The sequence below is a fragment of the Streptomyces endocoffeicus genome (assembly GCF_016741935.1).
Lineage (GTDB): Bacteria > Actinomycetota > Actinomycetes > Streptomycetales > Streptomycetaceae > Streptomyces > Streptomyces endocoffeicus.
In genome coordinates this window covers 352020-371242 of sequence record NZ_JAERRG010000009.1, presented here as the reverse complement: position 1 = coordinate 371242, position 19223 = coordinate 352020, and the positions used below count along the sequence as shown (strand labels likewise).

The 19223-nt window shown below is 68.5% G+C and carries 23 protein-coding genes; 15 read left to right on the top strand and 8 right to left on the bottom strand.

What is annotated here, in order from left to right; all coding sequences use genetic code 11:
- The first annotated feature begins 9 nt into the window (after positions 1-9).
- The 15 genes from JK364_RS24110 (at position 10) to JK364_RS24040 (ending at position 11936) form a co-directional block, all read left to right on the top strand.
- Positions 10-867: a DUF4097 family beta strand repeat-containing protein gene (locus JK364_RS24110; protein ID WP_201853251.1), complete on the top strand. Its 858-nt coding sequence runs from the start codon at positions 10-12 to the stop codon at positions 865-867.
- A 121-nt stretch (positions 868-988) separates the two neighbouring features.
- Entirely contained in the window at positions 989-1276 is a 288-nt protein-coding gene (locus JK364_RS24105) for a hypothetical protein (RefSeq protein ID WP_201853250.1), read from the top strand.
- A 121-nt stretch (positions 1277-1397) separates the two neighbouring features.
- On the top strand, positions 1398-1622 hold the full coding sequence (locus tag JK364_RS24100; protein ID WP_201853249.1) for a hypothetical protein: 225 nt from the start codon (positions 1398-1400) through the stop codon (positions 1620-1622).
- Positions 1623-1696: 74 nt separating this feature from the next.
- Positions 1697-1975 carry a hypothetical protein gene (locus JK364_RS24095; protein WP_201853248.1) on the top strand — a complete coding sequence of 93 codons (279 nt, stop codon included), beginning with the start codon at positions 1697-1699 and terminating at the stop codon, positions 1973-1975.
- A 257-nt stretch (positions 1976-2232) separates the two neighbouring features.
- Positions 2233-3039: a hypothetical protein gene (locus tag JK364_RS24090; RefSeq protein ID WP_201853247.1), complete on the top strand. Its 807-nt coding sequence runs from the start codon at positions 2233-2235 to the stop codon at positions 3037-3039.
- A gap of 1052 nt (positions 3040-4091) precedes the next feature.
- On the top strand, positions 4092-4289 hold the full coding sequence (locus JK364_RS24085; protein WP_201853246.1) for a hypothetical protein: 198 nt from the start codon (positions 4092-4094) through the stop codon (positions 4287-4289).
- A gap of 82 nt (positions 4290-4371) precedes the next feature.
- Positions 4372-4668 carry a hypothetical protein gene (locus JK364_RS24080; protein WP_201853245.1) on the top strand — a complete coding sequence of 99 codons (297 nt, stop codon included), beginning with the start codon at positions 4372-4374 and terminating at the stop codon, positions 4666-4668.
- Positions 4665-5222, top strand: coding sequence for a hypothetical protein (locus tag JK364_RS24075; protein WP_201853244.1), 558 nt, complete (start codon positions 4665-4667; stop codon positions 5220-5222). Before JK364_RS24080 ends, JK364_RS24075 begins: the two co-directional genes overlap by 4 nt.
- Before the next feature lie 528 nt (positions 5223-5750).
- Positions 5751-6341, top strand: a complete 591-nt coding sequence (locus JK364_RS24070) for a hypothetical protein (protein ID WP_201853243.1) — start codon at positions 5751-5753, stop codon at positions 6339-6341.
- 128 nt (positions 6342-6469) lie between these two features.
- Positions 6470-6805 (top strand): hypothetical protein, encoded by a 336-nt coding sequence (locus JK364_RS24065; RefSeq protein ID WP_201853242.1) that lies wholly within the window; start codon positions 6470-6472, stop codon positions 6803-6805.
- A gap of 214 nt (positions 6806-7019) precedes the next feature.
- A complete protein-coding gene (locus tag JK364_RS24060; RefSeq protein ID WP_201853241.1) occupies positions 7020-8327 on the top strand; it encodes a hypothetical protein in 1308 nt (435 codons plus the stop codon).
- 376 nt (positions 8328-8703) lie between these two features.
- On the top strand, positions 8704-8973 hold the full coding sequence (locus JK364_RS24055) for a hypothetical protein (RefSeq protein ID WP_201853240.1): 270 nt from the start codon (positions 8704-8706) through the stop codon (positions 8971-8973).
- A gap of 577 nt (positions 8974-9550) precedes the next feature.
- Positions 9551-11230 carry a PcfJ domain-containing protein gene (locus tag JK364_RS24050; RefSeq protein ID WP_201853239.1) on the top strand — a complete coding sequence of 560 codons (1680 nt, stop codon included), beginning with the start codon at positions 9551-9553 and terminating at the stop codon, positions 11228-11230.
- Positions 11231-11505: 275 nt separating this feature from the next.
- Positions 11506-11694 carry a hypothetical protein gene (locus tag JK364_RS24045; protein ID WP_201853238.1) on the top strand — a complete coding sequence of 63 codons (189 nt, stop codon included), beginning with the start codon at positions 11506-11508 and terminating at the stop codon, positions 11692-11694.
- Positions 11691-11936 carry a hypothetical protein gene (locus JK364_RS24040; protein ID WP_201853237.1) on the top strand — a complete coding sequence of 82 codons (246 nt, stop codon included), beginning with the start codon at positions 11691-11693 and terminating at the stop codon, positions 11934-11936. Before JK364_RS24045 ends, JK364_RS24040 begins: the two co-directional genes overlap by 4 nt.
- A 196-nt stretch (positions 11937-12132) precedes the next feature.
- Here JK364_RS24040 and JK364_RS24035 read toward each other — a convergent pair whose 3' ends face one another.
- From JK364_RS24035 to JK364_RS24000, 8 genes are all read right to left on the bottom strand, one after another.
- Positions 12133-12906 (bottom strand): alpha/beta fold hydrolase, encoded by a 774-nt coding sequence (locus JK364_RS24035; protein WP_201853236.1) that lies wholly within the window; start codon positions 12904-12906, stop codon positions 12133-12135.
- A gap of 291 nt (positions 12907-13197) precedes the next feature.
- Positions 13198-13956 carry an N-6 DNA methylase gene (locus JK364_RS24030; protein WP_201853235.1) on the bottom strand — a complete coding sequence of 253 codons (759 nt, stop codon included), beginning with the start codon at positions 13954-13956 and terminating at the stop codon, positions 13198-13200.
- A 133-nt stretch (positions 13957-14089) separates the two neighbouring features.
- A complete protein-coding gene (locus JK364_RS24025) occupies positions 14090-14482 on the bottom strand; it encodes a hypothetical protein (protein WP_201853234.1) in 393 nt (130 codons plus the stop codon).
- On the bottom strand, positions 14479-15693 hold the full coding sequence (locus JK364_RS24020; protein WP_201853233.1) for a recombinase family protein: 1215 nt from the start codon (positions 15691-15693) through the stop codon (positions 14479-14481). Before JK364_RS24020 ends, JK364_RS24025 begins: the two co-directional genes overlap by 4 nt.
- 66 nt (positions 15694-15759) lie before the next feature.
- A complete protein-coding gene (locus JK364_RS24015) occupies positions 15760-15936 on the bottom strand; it encodes a hypothetical protein (RefSeq protein ID WP_201853232.1) in 177 nt (58 codons plus the stop codon).
- A gap of 442 nt (positions 15937-16378) precedes the next feature.
- On the bottom strand, positions 16379-16927 hold the full coding sequence (locus JK364_RS24010; RefSeq protein WP_201853231.1) for a hypothetical protein: 549 nt from the start codon (positions 16925-16927) through the stop codon (positions 16379-16381).
- Positions 16924-17916, bottom strand: a complete 993-nt coding sequence (locus tag JK364_RS24005) for a Mom family adenine methylcarbamoylation protein (RefSeq protein ID WP_201853230.1) — start codon at positions 17914-17916, stop codon at positions 16924-16926. Before JK364_RS24005 ends, JK364_RS24010 begins: the two co-directional genes overlap by 4 nt.
- Entirely contained in the window at positions 17916-19214 is a 1299-nt protein-coding gene (locus tag JK364_RS24000) for an acetate and sugar kinases/Hsc70/actin family protein (protein ID WP_201853229.1), read from the bottom strand. Before JK364_RS24000 ends, JK364_RS24005 begins: the two co-directional genes overlap by 1 nt.
- Positions 19215-19223 lie beyond the last annotated feature (9 nt).

Sequence of the window (19223 nt, the reverse complement as noted above, 5' to 3'; positions counted from 1 at the left end):
GAGTTCATCTTGAGCACCTCCCAGACCTTCACCGCCACCGCCGCTGGCGCCATCTGGACCGACATCATCAGCCACGTCGGCACCGTCAACGTCACCGTCGACCGCTCCCTCAAGCACGCGGTCATCACGGTGAGCACGGGCGACGACGACGGACCGCTCGCCGATGCGGTGCGCAACACGACCAAGAAGGAGAGCCGCTACCAGGGCCTGGACTGCCTCACCATCCGCGTCCCCGAGGTCCAGGGCAACGTGATGACGATGGGCAACTCCACCTTCCGCTTCTCCGGCGGCAACACGGTGATCGGTCAGAACTTCGGTGTCGTCTCCGGCTCCGTGACCGGCATGACCATCAGCGACGACGACGTCATCATCGGCGGCCGCAAGATCGTCGAGAACGGCCGCGTCATGACCGAGCAGGGCACCGTCGTCAGCGGCGGCGGGATGGGCACCATCACCGTCGATATGAAGCTGCCCAGCGACCAGTCCTCGCTCCGGCTGAACACCACCAGCGCCGACCTGACCGTCCGCGGCGGCCTCCAGGTCCTGGACATCCACTCGGTCTCCGGCGACGTCCAGGCCGACGGCGTGAACACCCTGCGCGGCGACACCACCAGCGGCGACTTCGGGGTGGACCGGGTCGAGGCCCGCGTGGACGTCACCTCCGTCTCCGGCGACATCGAGATCGGCACCTACAACGGCTCCGAGTTCCGCGCCAACACCGTCAGCGGCGACGTCCACGTCACCGCGACCTCGGCCGCCACCGGCTCGATCGACGCCCACACGGTCTCCGGCAACGTCAGCACTCGCGGCACGAGCAACCTGCACGAGCGCGTCAGCACCGTCTCCGGTCGCCACCGCAGCCGGTGACTTCGCCCTGGGGTGGCCGCCTCCGGCGACCAACCTCACCGGCCACCCCGGGCCTCCCAACCCGCTCCAGGTGGAGCAGGGGGCAGCCCCATCGTCCCTCAAATCCCAGTTGGAGCCACGCATGACACCGCGCCCCGACGAGCAGGCCCGCACCCAGCTGCGCGACCTGGTCGCCCCGGCCAGCAAGCGCCGCGACGACGAGCACGAGCGCATCGAGACCGAGTTCTGGCGCGAGATCGACCGCCTGCAAAGGCGGTACCACGGTGCTCAGCAGGACATCGCCGACGCCCTGGCCATGAAGCGCAATCAGATCCTGCGCAGCTGTGCCAGGACCGGATCACGATCCTCGTGCCGGACTGCGGCATCCAGCTGTAGCCGACTGGGCTCGTCTCTGGGCGGCGGCAGGTGAATTCCGCGGAGCCCCCGTCGGCTGAGCATGATGCTCGCCGGGCGGGGGTCTCTCTTTTTCTGCCTGATCAGCGGAGCTGATCCGGTCTGGTCTTCAGGGCATGAGGACCCGTGCACGGCGCGTGGCAAGGCGGCCTGCATCGCCCCGCTCGCCGAGCCGTCCCACCGACAAGCACGACGCGATCCTTCTCGACAGCTACGGCCAGATCTGGGGCGAGTACCAGACCAGCCCGTCGTCGCACGGAGACGCGATCCTCCGCCTCGTCTGGGCGTCCGAAGTGTGCTCCTCCAAGCGCGAGATGGTGGACGAGGGCGTCGAGTTCCGCCTCATCGGCTGGAGCGAGTGACCGCCCTGCCCGCCGTCTGACCCTCGGTTACAGCCACGGACACACCGGCCTGGCCCGCATCCACTGGAGGAACCATGACCAGCCCGCTCACCGACCAGCAGCTCGACGAGCTGGAGACCTTTGTGAAAAACATCCCCGCCGGACCGTGGACCGTCGACGACTCCCATGCGGAGCTTCGCGGCTCACACGGCAACCTGCTCGCCGATCTGTGGGACGACCGGCTCGGCGCGTACTTCGCCGCCATGCACGCCGCGACGCAGCCACTCGTCGCCGAGGTCCGCCGCCTTCGCGCCGAGCTGGAGCGCCGTACAGAAAACCCTGCAGCCGCCGATAACCCCACACCGCTCCGCTGAGGTCTGAACGACGTCCTGTGGGGCGACGACGACACGACCACGGTCCTGCTCTCCGGCCCGAACGGTGAGCCGTACTGGCTGGAGTTGGGCCCGGAGCGCGCAGCCAGGCTTCGCGAAGACCTGGTCGGCCCCGAAGGCGAGGAGGCGCGGCGCGAGTACGAGCCGAACAACCGACCGTGCGGTCACTGACGACTACCACGACTCGCACGAGTGGGCGGACCAGCAAGCCACCGAACCAAGGAATTGAGGAAAGCATCATGACGATCGTCTCCGAAAAGATCGAGGCCCTGCGCGGTGCGCTCATCGAGCTGGGGCAGGACGTCACCCGCCTGAGCGACGACGAATTGGTGACCCGGGTCCTCGGCAGGGGTAACGGCCCCGTGCCCGGGTGGGCACGCAAGGACACAGCCGACCGCGTGGCCTCGCTGCGTGAGGACTACGAACGCGCCGGCGAGGACGTGTCCGGCCTGTCCGACGCGGAGCTGCTGAACCGCGAGGTGGAGCAGGCGCACGCTGAGGCGCAACGTCACCACAACGCCTACAGCATGCTGCTTCAGGACCAGGTGAAGCATGACCGCTCGGTCTACGCGGCGGCCGGCCGTCAGGTCAAGGAGTCGGTGGAGGCCCGGGGCGGTATGTACCTGGAGGCTATCGTCCGACGGTCCGCCGTGCCCCTCACCGGCTTGATCTATCGCATCTCGCAGCTATCCGAGCGCTCCGGGCCGAAAGTCGTGGAGGAACTCAAGAACGCTGCGCAGCGGGTCCAGTGGCAACTGGACGGTGTGGTCACCCACAAGGTGCTGGACGAGGTCGCCCGGACCGACAAGGGCGTGAAGCTGGTCGACGGTCAGTCTGCCGAGATTCAGCGGCTGCGGGACGTGGTCACCGCGCAGGCACGCCGACTGCACGCCGAGCAGGGGTACAAGGGTCCCCGAGGCAACGGCCGTTGCGAGTGCCCCGGCTGCGAGATGCTCCGGGACATGGACGACGACCGCCAGCCCGGCCTGCACACTCTGACCGACAGCGCGGCCGTCCCGGCCCGGCACCTCGTCCCCGAGGGCTGAGCTGTGGGCAGGGCGAGCGGCGGCGGCACCTGCCCCCTGTGCCGCAATTACGCCTCATTCACGGTTACGGGAAAGCTGTACCGGCACAAGGGCAACGACCGGGCTCTGGCAAGCGCGCGACGGCTGGAGTGCCGTGCGTCCGGTGCCACGTTCGAAGTCGCCCAGCACCTACGCGTGAACAAGGACGCCGGTCGCCACGCGTACCGCAACGAGGACGGGTCGTGGCTGTACATCTGCGACCGGTGCGGCCGGGAGGCGAAGCCCCAGGGCACCGACCCGGGCAGGCGGTGCGCGCCGAAGGACTGGGCTCACTGCGTCCGGCCGCCGCTGCAACTGCCAGTCAAGTAAGCGAGGAACGAGGAATGAGCAACCCCGCCCCGTTCCGCGGACCCGTCCGAAGGGGCCACCGCTGCATCTGTGGTTCCTACTGGCGGCCAGGGTTCTCATCTGACCCCGCGTGGCTCTTCACCGCAGACTCCCGGTTCAGAATGCTCGCCGGTGTACTGGACTGCCAGGCATGCGGGCGGCGGAAGCTCGACGTCCTCCGGGAGCAGGCCGAGCAGAAGCGGGCAGCCGCCCCACCGGCCATCCCGGCTCGTGAACGGCCGCCGGCCCGGATCATTCCGTTCCGGCGGCCGGAGATCAAGGAAGAGAGGAACGAGGAATGACGACGCGGCTGGCTTATACGCGGATAGCCGAACCGCCCACAGACTGCGCCGGGTGTGCGGCCTTGAACCAGGTTCGAACGTTCTGCGGCCCGTGCCGTACGGCGCGCGGGCTGCCGAATTGCTGGCGGTGCGGGGACAAGACGTGGACCGTGCTGGACGGAGGCAAATGCCCCAGCCGATGGGGCCGGTGCACCTGCACCACGATCAAGGAAGGGAGGAACGAGGGATGAGCACAGAACACCCTGCTGTACACCTGGGGCAACCGGCCCGCCATCTCCCATCGAGACAGAGAGACGAGGGCAACCCTATGACCACCCTGCCCAACGAGCATCACGGCCGCCCGGAACCTGGCTGACGCGCTGCGGTGACGGCCGATGGGACGACGTGTCCCGGCTCAACACGGTGTGGCAGCAGGTCGACCCGATCGGCCACACCCTGTGGCACGCCGGCGCATCGACAGCTGTCGAGACCGGCGGCGAAATGCCGAACCCCTGCGAATTCTGCGCCTCTTGCCGCGAGCGGGCGGCGGACGCCGAACGGTTCGTGTGCGCGAACCTGGCCACGACGACGGCCACCGCGTAAACCAGGGCGCCCACTCCTAACCGTGCCCAGACTCTCGAGCCCCGTCGGCAAGACCCCGCTCGCCGGCATCTAGGAGACCCACATGAACGCCTTCCTCGACCGCTCGCTGATCACCGATCACTGGTTCCGCGAGGGCCCGGTCCAACCGGACGGCTCGGACGGCTACTGGATCTGCGTTCGCTGCGGCCAGCACCGAGGCGACCACCTACAAGCCGAAGGACAGTGGCTGCTGCCGCTGCATACGTTCGTTCCGCAGCGGATACGCCCCTCCCACTGCAAGCCCTGCGGCAGAGAGCGGCGCCACACGACGCACACTCCATGGACGTGGGAGTCCCTGTCGGCCAAGACCCGCTCCCCGCACCTAGGAGATCAGCCATGACCGCGTCAGACGCCCAGCTCGCCGCAGAACGGGACCAGGCCGGCCGCTGGACCGACATGCTGGGAGACCACCAGATGGTCGCGGTCCGCCAGGACGCCGTCGTTCGGATCTGGCGGTGCGCTGCATGCGATGTGAGAGTCGAGTTTTGGTTCAACGCACAGTCGCGGTACGAACGGCGGCAGTGGGTCGACTGGAAGGCTCCTGACGGGCGCACCTGGTACACCGAGCCTGGCGGGTACAGCGAGGCGCCGTCGTGTCCGCTGCCCAGCGTGGAGGTCGTCTGCCTGTGGCGGCGTGACGCGCAGCTCTACGACGGCGCGAAGGGCGAAGTGCAGTTGGCGGCCGCGATGGCGACGTGGTGCGACACTCATCAGATGGCCGTCGCCGACTGCCCCGAGCCGGGCCCGTACTGCCCCGGCATCCTGGCCCACGACCTTGAGGGGGACGGGACGCGGGTCGACGGGAAGTGCACCGGGCGAGAGAACTCGTGCCGGTGTATGTGCCCGTCCTGCTGCGGCGACACCCCCGACGTGTGGGGAGCCCGGGTCTACTGACACGCCGGCGGCTCCCCGGCACCTGATCTACCCCCGTCCCCGGCTCCTTGACCTCGGACCTTGACCTCGGACGAGCCCGAACCTCCGGCACCTGCTCGTACAGGACCGTCAGCGACGTCCCAATCTCCGCCGCCACCGAGTCCACCATCACATCCGGACCCGCCAACAACTCCTGCGCGCGCCACCCGCTCCGCCGACAACGGCACCCGAGGACGCCCTGGCGGAGTACCGCAACGGCGCGGGCGGCACCCTCGGGCAGACGTAGGCCGCGCCGGTCGAGGCGGAGACCACCCAGGCGCAGGAGACGGCCGAGACCGCGCGCACGGAGGCCACGGCGGAGGGCTGCGGCCGGTCGGGCCGCCCCCACCCCAGAGGCACGGCCCCCGCGTGCCCGGTGTGCCCCCCTCCGCACGGACCAGGACGCACCGCTCTTCTGATCCACCCGCGTCCGGTAGGCCGGTTGCCCGGCCGGGCCGGGCTGCACGCACTCAGCCCCAACCCACACCCCATCGATGTGAGAGGGACACCATGACTTCCTGGCCCCACGACCTGAGCAAGACCGCCCCCACCGCCGCCGAGCGCACCGGCAGGATCCTCAAAGCCGCGCTGACTGCGCACGGCGTCACCTTCCGTGTGGTCAAGCCCTGGCGCTCCCTGCCCGGCGCCTCCCTGGTGACCACCGCCCAGGGCCAGCCGGACGTGTGGATCGACGCGCACTCCCACACCAACGGCCCCGCCGTGTCCGGCTACGACGTGCCACTGGCCGGACTGTTCGGCATCAGTGCTGTGATCACCGACGATTTCAACACCCGCCATGTGCACTGCGACTTCACCGAGACGCCCGCCGACATCACCGACCCGGCCGCCGCCGCCGACGCCATGGCATCGGCCGTCGCCGCCCACCTGACGGCCTATCCGTCCCTGACCGGCGCGCAGTGGGTCACCATCGCATCCCACCCGGCCAGCCGCACCGAATACCGGGAAGTCGTCACCGCACACGGCACGTGGGCGCACGCGTCCTCTCCCACCGACTACACCACCGGCCCCAGCCTGGACACCGCAGGCGTCTGGGGGGCCTACCAGCGGCGCGTGGCCGACCTCACCGCCGAGACCCGCTGAACCCGCCCGGCGTTCAGCACCTGAAGACACGCCGCCACATCGCCTTCAACGCAACTGTCAACGAAGGAAAGCACTGCCTGGGGATCACCGAGAACGAGTTCCCCGATAGCCGCGACGCCCGACACGCCATGACCGAGTTCACTGGCGCATGCCAACTGGACGGCAAGTCCCTGCGCGGCGAAGAGGTGATCGAGGATCTCTTCGCCGCGCACAGCTTGGCCCAGACCGTCGCCGCCAACCCGGGCATAGGAGTCCTCCGCGACATCGACATCCACGGCTCCAACGGCGTCCTTGTTCGCCTGGCCATCCCGCCACTGTGGCTCGGCCTGTGCGCTGACGCTGCTTCACCGTTCCTGGTCCAGATCGCCAGCGAGTTGGACGATCAGTACCCCGGCACCGCCACCTGGCAGTTCTGGAACGGCGAGCAGTGGCGGGCGCTCGACCTCCCGGGCATACCGAGTTGAACACCCCGACGAACGTGGCTCACGCATTCCGTTCGGCTCAACAGCGCCCTGATGTACGACCAGGTCGCAGTGAACCTCACGCACGAGCCAGTCGTCGGCATCGGCTCCGCCGCCAGCAGACCGACGAGGCCGCCGGTGTGCCACACCCGGCATTCCTGGGTCTCCCGATCCTACGAGTGGCCGGAATCAACCCACCTACAAAGTAAGGACACCGATGGGCACCGTCGAATTCACCCCGAAGGACATCCCCGCCTTGCGCCGGGCCGCGAAGTTCCTGCGCCGCACGGAACTGAACCTGCCGGCCACGGCCGACTCCAAGACCCACGGCGCCATCCTCATCTCCGCCCTGCGGCTGGACGACCAGGCCGACGAGCTGGGCGGGCAGGCCCCGGATCCGACCGTGAACGGGACCCGGCGGCCGATCTTCAACCAACTCGTCGCCCCCGAGGCCGGCGGGCCCATGTTCCACGAGGAGGCGAATGCGCTCCTCGACGCCCACGAGGACGCGGTCCGGGCCGCCGCCGCGGTGGGCGCGCTCCGCCTCCAGGGCGCGATGCTCGCCCTGCACCCGAAGACCGCGAACCCCCGGCACGGCTGCTGCGCCGCGCCGAAGCTGTGCGGCGGACACCGGCCGGAGTGCTGGAGCAGCGAGCACACGATCGGCGGCCGCGACCCGTGGCCGTGCCAGTCGCTGCGCGCCGTTGGGATCCGCAGCGACGAGGACGCCCAGGCAGTGCGCCAGGCCCTGGCCGAGCTCGAGCGCCAGGCCGACCCCGACGGTTACCCGAGCCGGAAGAAGACGAACCGCGGCCGCACCGTGCACGCCACCAGGCAGCTCGACGACGGCATCGGCGACGCCGGCGCCTGCGGCATGTACTTCCCGCTGGACACGGTGAGCAGCCTCGAAGACCCCGGCACCGACGTGTCGTGCCAGGCATGCGTGAAGGCGCTCCTCCGCAAGGGCGAGGAGGCCGAGGCCGCGGCCGCCGCAGAGGCCACGCACCGCTGCACCCTGCCGCCGAACCGGTTCCTGCCCTGCGGCTGCTGCCCGCACCAGGTCTGCGAGGACTGTGAGCGCCGCGCCCACAGGTGCGAATGCGGCACTGGCGGAACCCCCGCCCAGCCCGCCGGGGCCGCCGCGCACCTGCTCGCCGCGTTCGAGGGCCCACAGGCGGCCAACGCGTACATGCGGCAGCCGGGGTGGCCCGAAGACGTGGCGACCAGCGACGGCCTGCCCACAGATGAGGACTTCTTGGTCGCGGTCGAGTCTGCCCTCGAGAGCTGTCTCCTCCCGGCACCGGGCATCGGCGTGCTCGAGGACACCCGCGGCGCTGTGATGCGGGCGCTGGGGCCGCTCGTCGACCAGTTGCGGGCCGACAGGGATCGGCTCGCCGTCGAGGTTGAGGAACTGCGCGGCGTCACTGCCAGGCCCGAGACGCCTGCCATGCGCTTGCAGCGTCGGCAAATCGAACGGCTGCTGGAACGGCTACGACGCAACCAGCAGCAAGATGCGGCCGGCTGACCCGAATGTGCGTGAGCCGCACCCGGGGTGGGTGCGTTTGCCCTGGTCCTTCAGAGCGTTCACGCGCTTCTGCCTGATCTCGCGAAGGCCGCGGCTGCCGACCTCAACGCTGTCCGGCGGCTCCTCGCCCACCTCCAGGAGCACGACCAGGGGGAGGGCTGGGAGGTGGCTGAGTTGCGCTCCCGTCTGGAGGCCCAAGGGGTGCCCATCCGGATGGCATACGGGGTGCACCGTGACGCCCTCCCAGCCCCTTCCCCGGATGAGGCCGCTGACCGGGCTGCGTGACCGTCTACCTCCCGGTCTACAGCGCAGCCGAGGAGCAGGGCGACGCCTACGTCGCCGAGAAGATCTACATCATCGAGGAAGGACCCAGCGCATGAACGCCACCACCAGCACCGCGGGTCCGACGTGGCGCGACCGCGCCGCCAAGACGATCAGCCGGGTGCTCCTCACCCTCGTGATCGCGACGAACGTGATCGTCCTCGCACCGGCGGCGGTCTTCTGCGTCACTACCGGTCAGTACACGCCGGTCATCATCAGCATCGCCTTCAGCGGCGTGTGCTGGTGGATCCTCCTGCGTACCCTTCGGGCTCTTGCCGAGAAGCGCCGCGCGAGGAAGGCACTCATGAGCGTGACTCAGACCTGAAACCGCAGTCCAGATTCGATCCAAAAGAAGCACAGCGCCATGAGCACCAGCACCATCAGCCACGAATGATCTTGCGAACCTTCAGGCCGGCGACAAGGTCGTCGTCAAGAGCCTCGACGAGAACACCGGAGAGTCCATCTGCACGGCCACCGTCCTCGACCGACGCGATGTCCCCGGCATCCCCGGTTGTGGAGGTCGGGAGGGAAAGACCTTGGTCCGACTGGGTAGTGGCTTCTGGTACGACCAGGCCACCGGACTTCAGGACGGCTCGGGGGCCACATGCATCGACCGGTGCCTGGCGAACAGCGCAGCCAAGACCCCCGCAGGGACCGTCGGCGGGGTCTTCCTTTTTCGCACGCTCAGCCCCGGCTTCTCACTCCGAGTCAGTCGGGCTGTGCATTCCTTGTCGAGAAGTCTTTCGAATGACATGGCCTCGAATCGAGACAGGCGATCCCGAATGGCCTGACAGGGGGCGAGTTGAGGGAGAGGGAACCGGATGAGACGCGGGCAGTGCGCTGCAAGGCAGCGCCGGGGGTCTCACTGCCGAATCCATCACATCTTCCCGGGGGAGACCGCCATGCCCGAGCGCACCGAACACGCCCTGCTCTACATCAAGTATGTCGACGACGCCCTTGCCGAGCAGGGTGTTGCCGCAGTCGAAGGCGCGATCTCCGGCATCAGCCTGAGGATCCTGGCGCGGGCTCTACCTGACGGCCGGACGTCCGTCGCCGTCTCGCTCTACAGGCGCGTGCACCGCATGCGCGCCTCGGGCAAGGCATTCCACTACTGGATCTCCGAGAAGCTCACGTCGATGGCCCGCACGAAGAAGGACCTCGTCGTCCTGCGCGAGATCGACCGCCGCACCGGCAAATCCACCACCCGCCATGTCTTCTCCGAGACCGTGGTCGAGTCCTGGATCCGCGGGCTGTCCGGGACACTGCAGCGGTGGATGCACAGCATGCCGCAGGCCCGCCGGCTCGAAGGACCGGAGCCCGAGGGAGTCGACAACGCCGTGGACCAGGCGATCGCCGCGATCCGCGAACACATCGGCGAGCTGCCGAACTGGAACGACCGCTTCCCGCTACTCAAGGACGACCAGCAGGATCGTCCGGCCTCCGCCTACCTGCCCTATCTCGATGCCCACGACCATGCGCAGGTCGCGAAAAACCTCTTCGGCGTGCGCGCCTACCGTCGGCCGCTGGCCCGCGAGGTGCAGCGTCTGGACATCAGCACCCTGAGCTGGTTCGCCATGTTCCGAGGGCTGGTGCCCGTGGACTGGCTCATCGACGCAATGCGCACCACGAAAACAGCCAGCGGCCGCAGCCTGATGTACGAGCGGTCGCTCACATCCCTGCAGCGGCGAGGCATCCGCTCGATCCTGCGCCGGACTCCGCAGCCGGTGCTGCGACGGATCCTCAAGGAGCCCGTCCACCAGGCGCGGCGCACGCTGGCCGATGCAGCCAACTGCACGGCTCACCGTTTGGCCGTCACCCGTGACCTCGACCTCCTTCCGGAGATCATCGCTGCCCGCGGGCAGCGCCGGGTCCGCGGCTCCCGTGACCTCGAGCACCTCGTCCGGGACCTGCCCGCAATCGAGCGCTGGCACGACCCCCGGGGCCGCACGGCCCAGCGTGTCATGCAGGAGGAGAGCTATGCCCTTCGCGAGATGGAGCACTACAACCGCGAGATCCGGCTGCTTCCCGAGGGCACGGCCCAGATTGCTGACTGGGGCCTCTGGAAGGACGAGGCGTTCCGCGTGCAGGCGTTGGGTCTGATCGAGGACCGTCGGCGCGAGCTGATGGCGGCCCGCGATCGTGAGCGCTACGAACGCGAGGAGGCCCGCCGCCTCGAGCGGATCGCGAAACAGGCCCAGCGCCACCAATGGGCACTGCAGACGGCCGCACTCCTGGATGGTCGGGAAGCAGCCCCCGGTCTGAGCCTCGTCGTCGCCCGTGATGCCAAGACGCTCTCCCGCTGGGGTGCGATGCTCAACAACTGCATCGGCGGGTACGCCGACGAGCTGGAGCTGGATGTGTTCGCCGCGGTCTGCGAAGCGGACGGCCGCGTGCGTCTAAACCTGCAGATCACGCAGTCCCATGGCGTAGAGCAGATCCTCGGGAAGAACAACCGCGACGCCGTGCGCGAGCTCGGCGAAGCGGCCCAGCAGGTCGTCGACGGGCTGGGCGCCATGGAAGTCAGCTTCCACTTGGATGCTCTGGGCATGGACGGGCTGCGACTGCCCCAAAAGACTCACTGACGCCAAATCTCTACAATGACCCCGACCTGGTGCTCCGGTATCAGGCCGGGGTTCTTCTCTTGCTACCCGGAATGCCAGAGAGCCTGCCGAACGTTCGCCGCATCGGCCAGATCACCAGCTTGTCCCGCACCACCTTGTACTCCGCGCTCCGTGAGGCGGGTATCGAGCCCACCGACCGCCGGGCTACCAGCAGCGGATCGAAGGAGAAGTGAGCCGCCCCACCCGCGCCCGTGACCGCGGGTGGGTCCGCCGCATCACCAACCAGAGGAGAAACCGTGAACCAGCCGTACTCCGACTACATGCCGCCCGTGGGCGGAGAGAAGCACGACTACTTCCCGCTGGAAGACGAGTGCGTCGACGCCGGCGGCCAGCCGTACCTCGAGCACGACTATCCGCCGGTCGGCGAGGGCAACGAGTGCCGTCGCTGCGGAGCCGAAGCCTGCGATGAGGAGCCGCGGCCGTGAACTTCCTGACTCACCAGACCATCGCGAACGGCAACCGCCTCCCGGGCGGCCCGCACTTCAAGCACTGCTACATCTACGAGGGGCAGCACTGCTCCTGCGGCGGCAACTACCAGGGGCCGAACCCCGGCCCGGAGCTGAATGTGGCCGATGTCGTTGCCGCCCACGCCGCCCAGACCGTCGACGACGGGCTTGCCCGGCCATTCCTCCGCCTCGGGCCCCCGCCCACCGAACAGGAGAAGTGACCGTGAGAAGCCGTGCAATCCGTTGCGGAACCTGCGGTGGCCGCGCCCAGACAGACGTTCGCGACGGCTGCACCCCGCACACCTGCACCACCCCCTGCGGCACCTGCGGACACCCCGGCGATGTGCACAAGGCGTGGTACGGGCCGCCCGGCTTCTGCCGCCGCTGCCCCCTCGACCAGGACAGCCGCAACCACGCCTACCAGCCCACTGACCACACCAACGCAGAAGAGAGAACGTGACGGTCGAACCCGACCTGTCCGACGGCAACCGGTTCGTCGTCACGCACTGGGAACCGCATCCTCTTCATCTGATGCGGGATCGTGACCATCGCCATATGGCCAGCATTGAGGGTGACGCAGTTGGCTCTGGTGCGTTGTGCCGACTCGGCCTGCAGTCGCGGCGCGTAGGACCAGTCATGTGCCAGCTGTATGTAGGCACGGGGAATACGAAGCTGGTACCCCGACAAGTCGACGCTTTCAGTCAGCAGCCCCTTTGCATCTTCCACGAGATGATCCAGGACGTACTGGACCTCGTCATCATCGCCATCGGTACACAGCCGGGTCCCTGCCGCCTCGATGCCGAACGTGTAGACGCCGTTGATGGCTCGTCTCTCCAGTGACTCTTTCAGCCTGGCGTCCATGTGTTCTGCCACCGGTGTCCTATCTGGTGGCACCACTGCGGCGAGCAGGACCACTTGTTGGATGCGTTCCGGTAGCAGGGCCATTACCCGTGGCGCGACGACACCGCTGAAGGAATGGGCGACCAGCGTGACGTCGGTGAGGTCACGCTGGACGATGTCCTCGGCGACCGCCTTGGCGCAGCCTTCCAGTGTCAAGCCACGCAGGTCGGTGTCGGCTCGTGTTCCGCGGCCGGGCAGGTCAACGGCCAGTACGTCGCCGTAGAGCAGTGGGATCAGACGGCCCCAGATACCGGCGGTGCAAGTAGCGCCGTGGATCAGTACGAACGACATGACGACTCTTCCTTCGCTTGGGGTGAGGGCACAGCAGGCTGCGCAAGCTGGGCGGAGACCAGAGGCCTGAGGCATGCAGACGGGCGTTGCACTGGCACGCCGGGCACGACTCGGCTGCCGTCTCCTGATCCGCGAGGGCGAGAGCCTCGTGCGCATAGTGCCGAATGAGCTTCCGGCCGTCGGCCGTGCTGTGGGCGTGCCCGATGATCGGCGCGGAGACCGCCGCCCCGCGCCAGGCCGGATCGTCGTCGCTCTCGACGTCAGAGGAATCGGTTCGTTCTTGCGTGATCATCATCGTTGCACCTCCAGAGCATCAGCGGGTTTTTCGGTGGTCTCCTGAGGCGTGGTGATGATCAGCCGCCGTGATCCATTGACCGCCTGGGCCAGCCTGAGCTTCCGGCCCCAACCGCCCAGGACATGAGCAGGAGTGGGCCACGCGTCGAACGTCTCCAGCGTGAGGGTGTCGCGACGGCGCACCACTGCGGGGATGTGCAGTAGCGTCAGATGGACGTAGATCATGTGCATGGCCTGCGGTGCTATGTCCTCTGCCGTCACATGCAGCTGCGTCTGTGGGTTCAGGCCGTGCTCGAGCATCGCCTGTGACAGGGCGACCATGAATGCGCCCGCGCCGCAGGTGGGCTCATAGACATCGGCGAAGCCACCCCGCTGCACCTGCTCGACCACCGTGTCGATCTGTATCTGGGCCATCAGCCGGGCGACGTCGTAGGGCGTGTAGAACTGGCCCAACCGCTCGTTGCCGAGCTCCAACTCCATGTAGAGGTGGCCGAGTACGTCGCAGGGTTCGCGCTGCATCTCCAGGGTCACCAGCTCCAGGGCCTCAGCGAAGTGGTACAGCTCGGCGCGGTCGTAACGGCCGGCAATCTGGAGGTACTGGGCCTCGCGCGCTGCCCAGGCCTCGCTCCCGCGGACGTCCACGGCGTTGCGCAGAGCCAGCGCCGCCATCTCGACGAAGTTGTCGAAGACTTCGCTCATCCGCTTCGCGCCGGTGTTCGCCGCCAGCAACTTCACGATCTCCCGGTAGCCGCTCATGCGCTCGGCACCACAATGGCCGGAGCCTCGGAGGTCCGGACGACACGGTGGGCCTCCGGATCGAAAGGAAAGACGTGCAGGTTCCAGGAACCCTGAGCGGCGGGCCGCAGGAACCCGTACGGGCGTACGTGAGTCATACGGTGTCCTCGGCTGTCGTGGCTGATTCCGCAGGAGGCGGCGAGCCGTCCTTCTTCGTCTGCTCGGCGAGGATCTGTTTCACCAGCCGGGCCGGTACCCGTGTTGCCAGGGCGATGTCGCCCCGCGTGGTACGCCGCAGAGCCAGGGAGTGCACCGCAGCGCGCAGGGCCTGTTCGCGGGCGTCGTCGGCGGCCCGGAGCGTCTCCAGCTCCGGTGTCACCGCGGTGAGCGTGACCTCTGCCCTCACGCCGACGAGTTCGAGCCCCTCCACGGCGTTCGCCTCCGTCGCCCTCAGCGTCCGCCCGTGTGCGTACACACCGTGCTCGGCAAGGTACGTCACCCAGGTCCGGCCGCGCCGGTGGGCCTGGCCCATGATGATCTCGCTCACGCCACGCTCCCCAAGTCCTCGATGACCTGCTGGACGAGCGTGTCCGGCACCGGGGTGGGCAGAGCGATCTGCCGGTTCCCGATCCGGTACAGCGTGTGCGTGGCGTTGCTGCTGACCGCGGTGACGGTGAGCCCGAGCCTGGAGGCCGCGGCCCGGACCCGCAGCAGCGGGCCGCCTTCGACACCCGCGCGCAGTCCCGCGGTGACCTCCTGGGCCTGCATCCACTCCTCCAGGCTCACCACCGGCTTGTGCACGACCTTCGGCGACCACACCCACTGGGAAATGGGGTTGCGCCGCGAGAACCCGGCGCGGCCGGTCCTGCTCGACTTGCGGTTGTATACCTGATAGCCGCTGAGCTTCGGGTTCGCGACCAGACCCTCGACCCTGTTGTAGGTCCACTCGCCCTCGATCGGGTACCGGTCGGGCTCCGCCTTGAGGATCGCGATGATGTCCGGGCCCTTCAGGTGCTCCTCGCGCCGGAGGCGGCACAGCTCCCGGGCGGCGTCGAACCGGCGCTCGTCGGGGTGCGGGACGAGCTTCTTCTTCGGTCGCATCTCCCCGAACCGGCCCTGCCCCCGAATCGGGGCGTCCTCGTCGACCACCGCAACATAGGGGTAGGGCGGGTAGCCGTGGTTCCAGCCGCCGATTGCATGCTGGAACTGGCCCCCCATCGACATCTCGATCATCGTCGCGCGGTAGATCTCCGCCTCGGCCTGCCCGTACCTGCGGGTGCGTAGCCGGCCGGACTCGGTGCCGCCTGTCGGCTCATTGGCGTAGACCACCTCTGCCCCGAGGCGCTCCAGCTCGTGCTCCACCATGAGACTGGTGAGCATGGCGCGGGCCACGCGGTCGTTGCGCTCGGCCAGGATGTGGGTGACGCCCATCAGCTCGGCACGGTCGAGAAGGTCCTGGAGGCCGCCGTCCCGGGGCGTTGGCACGCCGAGCCCGTCGTACATCTCCCGTGGTCCCAGGCCCCTCAAGTGCGCGGGCAACATCCCGGACTCGACATCCCAGAAGTGCGCTATGAACTCTTCGCCCGGGTCGAGGCGTCCGGCGGCGAGGACGACCTGCCGCGGGATGGACGAAGCGGGAAGCTGCCGGTCCTTGGTGGAGACACGGCCGAGGAACACCGCGCGACGGGGACGCGCGTCGGTCTGCCGGTAGTTCGGCAGGTGGCTGAGGTCGATGGGCGGGGCGAACGGGTTGATCATGACGTTCCTACGGACTCGGAGCGGACAGTGATGCTCTGGGGGCCTGGCGGCCCCCGGGTGGGGCGTTCACCGCGCTGCGTGCTCGTTGTGGAGGGCGGCGGCCCTCTTCCACCAGGCCTCGCGCACGTCGGCCACATCGCGGGCTCGCGCGCACTGGCCGCGCTGGATGCCCATGGTGGAGTCGGTGGAGTCGTCCGCGTCGCCGACCCGAGGTGAGCACCGGTGGCGGTCGGCCATGAGCACGGGGCGATGGAGGACCATCGCCGCTGAGATCAACCGGGCATGTAGGGCAGGGTGCGCGGTTCAAGATCGGTGCGAGGCACCACGGCCTCGGGCCACGCAGGCGGCGAGAGGATGGCTGAGCCGGGTTCGTGAGGCGGCATCGGGCCATCGTCCGGGTTGGGTGCGTCCGGGCACTCCCGACCGCCGAACGCGTCGACCCACGCTGTGTCGGGAGCGTCCTGACTCAATGGGTGGTCGCCGTGCTTGCAGCGCGCGGCCCGCTTCGGGTATCCGGGAATGGTCACTGCGGCTTCTCCTTGATGGCGTGCAGTCCGTTGGATTGGGGTGAGTTGGTTAGTCGGTCACGCGGTAGGGGTGGCCCACCTGCGGCCAGTCCCCGTCGGCGGTGACGTTGTGCGGCCACCGGCACAGGACGGTCTCGATGTGCACGCCGGAATGCTCCTCACAGCGGACCCGGTTGTTCGGGGTGACGTCGGGGAGCGGGACTGGGATGACCACGGTCGGCACGGACCCGAGTTTGGAGCCGCCCGGCCTCCGTGAGGTAAAGAGGGCGGCCCGTCTCCTCCCACGTCGCCTGGCCCTTGTCGTACGGCTCGGACCGGATGGCGGCGTAGCCGATCGCGGCGATCTTCCGCAGGGTGGAGCCGCGGAACCATGTCTCGCCGGCGCGGCAGGCTGGGTTGTCCCGGCCGGGGATGTTCTGGTCCGGGCGTCGCGCGGCGGTGAGCACCGCCTCGTGCTGCCGACCAGGCAATTTTTGCAGGATGCCCGGGGCGTCCGCCAGCGCACTGCGGCCCGGGTTCTCTTTCCGCCAGGCGTCGAGGGCCGCCCAGCCGTCCTCGGTCATCCAGTGGGTACCGCCGTCGGCGGTGTGTGGGACGACCAGGCCGTCGGACATCAGCTTGGCGAGCGCTGCGGGGTGCCCGGCAACGAGGCCGTCGTCGTTGGTTTCGAGGATCTTCGCGCCGGCAGGGCTGAGGCCGTGACTCATCTGGTAGTTCCTTCGTTTCTCTGGGGTAAACGGTGCGGGTGAAGGGATCCGTGCCGCGGAGCTGGAAGAGTGGGCCCAGCGAGCCGGAGCCGTGTGCGATGCGGGCCGATGGTTCGCGCGTACTTGTGGCAGCCGCCGTGGTGCAGCGCCGCTGTCCCGACCTCATCGAGCGCCCGAGCAAGCCAGCGCGTGCCGTCTTCCTCGGCTCGGCGGGCGGTGGCTCCGAGTGCGATGAGGCGCCGTTCGACTGCCGCGTGACCGGTCTCGTCTCGGCGGACCTTGGCTGCGGCGCGGTCGTTCAGCACGGTGGCGTCAGGCAGTACGACCAGACGCCGGGCGCGGGTACGGCCGAGATAGGCGAAGCCCTGGCCGTGGCCGTAGACGTGGCCGATGTGTCCCGGCATCACGTACGACGGGCCGTCAGCCGTGATCCTGACCCGCGGGACGGGATCGGCGTGCGCGACGATCCCTCGGATTCCCTTGGTGGCGGCGTCCTGGAATGCCCTCGCGCAGGCCCAGGATTCGCCGTTCGAAGCCACGGAGTCCAAAAGACACATACGCGAGAGCTCAAGCGATTCCTTCAGCGGCGTCAGGTCTGGGAACACATTGAGGACGGCGGTGTTCATCGGGACCCCGAGGGCGAGCACCCCGACCAGACGGCCGCCTTCCGGCTCGTCGGGCCCAGGGGGCTGGTCGACGCGCTGGAGACCGTAGGCGAGCCGCACGACCGGCCAGCTCGCGCTGTAGTGATGGGCGACAGTGAAGCGCTTCGCCGGAGCCTCCGGGATCCGGACGACACGGTGGGCCTCCGGGTCGAAGCCACCGTCCCGGGTCCGTCTCCACGTCGGCAGCCGGTGGTTCCAGCGCTGGCACCAGGCATTGGACCCTGGCTGCTGCAGTTCGAGTTGCTCTGCGAGGAGGAAGTCGCCCCACTCCCCATACGGGCCTCCCGGCCGCGTTCTTCCAGGAGTCTCCAGCGGCTCACACATCAGGCCACCTCTTTACTGCGCTTGCCCGCGGGCTTCGCAGCGAGGGCCTGCTGCTCGACGTAGCGAGCCGCGAGGTACAGGCCTTCGCGGTTCAGGTGCCGCGAGTAGCTCGAATCGAGGTAGAGCACGGGCACATCGCCCGCGGCCTTCAGCAGCGCCGGGTGCAGCAGGTGCTTGATCGGGCCCGAGCCACCGCCGTAGACGTAGACGACCTCGGTCGTCGCGCCGGCCTGGGAGAGGACGTCACCGAAGGAGGAGACGATCTCGTCGACCAGGTAGCCGGCCTCGTCCTCGGCGAAGCCGGCGGCGCGCTGGCGACGGTTCTTCACCAGCACCGAAGGCTCTGCGTGGAGGAAGTCCGCCAGCTGCTTGCGCGAGGAAAACTGCAGCGTGGCGTCCGACTCGCTCATGCGCTCCATGGCGTTCATCAGCGCGGTGCCGTAGCCCTCGTCGAGCGTGGCAGCCGCCTCAGGGTTGAACCGCCCATCGGTGAACACCGGGAAGTTCACAGTGCCTTCGCCGACGTCGACGCCGATGGTGTTCTGCACCGCCACCAGGTCAGACGCCGAGACGCCCTCCACGAGGGACGCGTCACGGGTACGCAGATCGTCCAGCAGCGCCTTCGCGAGCGGCTCGCCCTTGTCGGTGATGGCGAACTGCGCGGAGGCACCCTCGGCCATCACCTGGACGTCGACGAACTCCAGGCGCACCGAGACCGGGGTGCTGAAGTTCTTGATCGTCACCAGATGCACCGCGGGATCGGAGCTGCTCAACAGACCGATGAACTCGGCGGCGTAGGCGTGACGACGCGCGACGAACTCGGAGATCGGCAGCGCCAGGCCGGCGCGCACCCGCACGCGCAGCTCGTGATCGGGCAGCCTGCCGTGCTCGCGGACGTAGTCGCGCAGGGTCTTCGCGGCGAAGACGCCCAGGACCAGGACCTTGCTCAACTCCTGATCGGCTTTGGAGTGCTTGCCCAGCACCTCGAACTCGGTGAACTTCGAGCCGCGCACGCTCAGCGCCGCGCGGCCGAAGATCCGGCGGTCCGACGCCGCCACCAGGTGAGTGGTGAGCGAGCAGTCGATCTGGTTGTAGAAATCGCCGGCCAGCACGGAGGCCGCATCCGCGTCGGGGAGTGGCACCTTCGGCGAGGTGCGGGAAGTCGAGACGACCGCGCTGGGCAGATCGATCTCGTCGAATATGCCCTGCTTCGTGTTCTGGATGACGCCCTTGACGTAGCCGTTGCCGACGTCGATGCCGCCGGTGAGAGTAATGATGTCGTTGTTGTTGGCGCTCATGAATTCGGT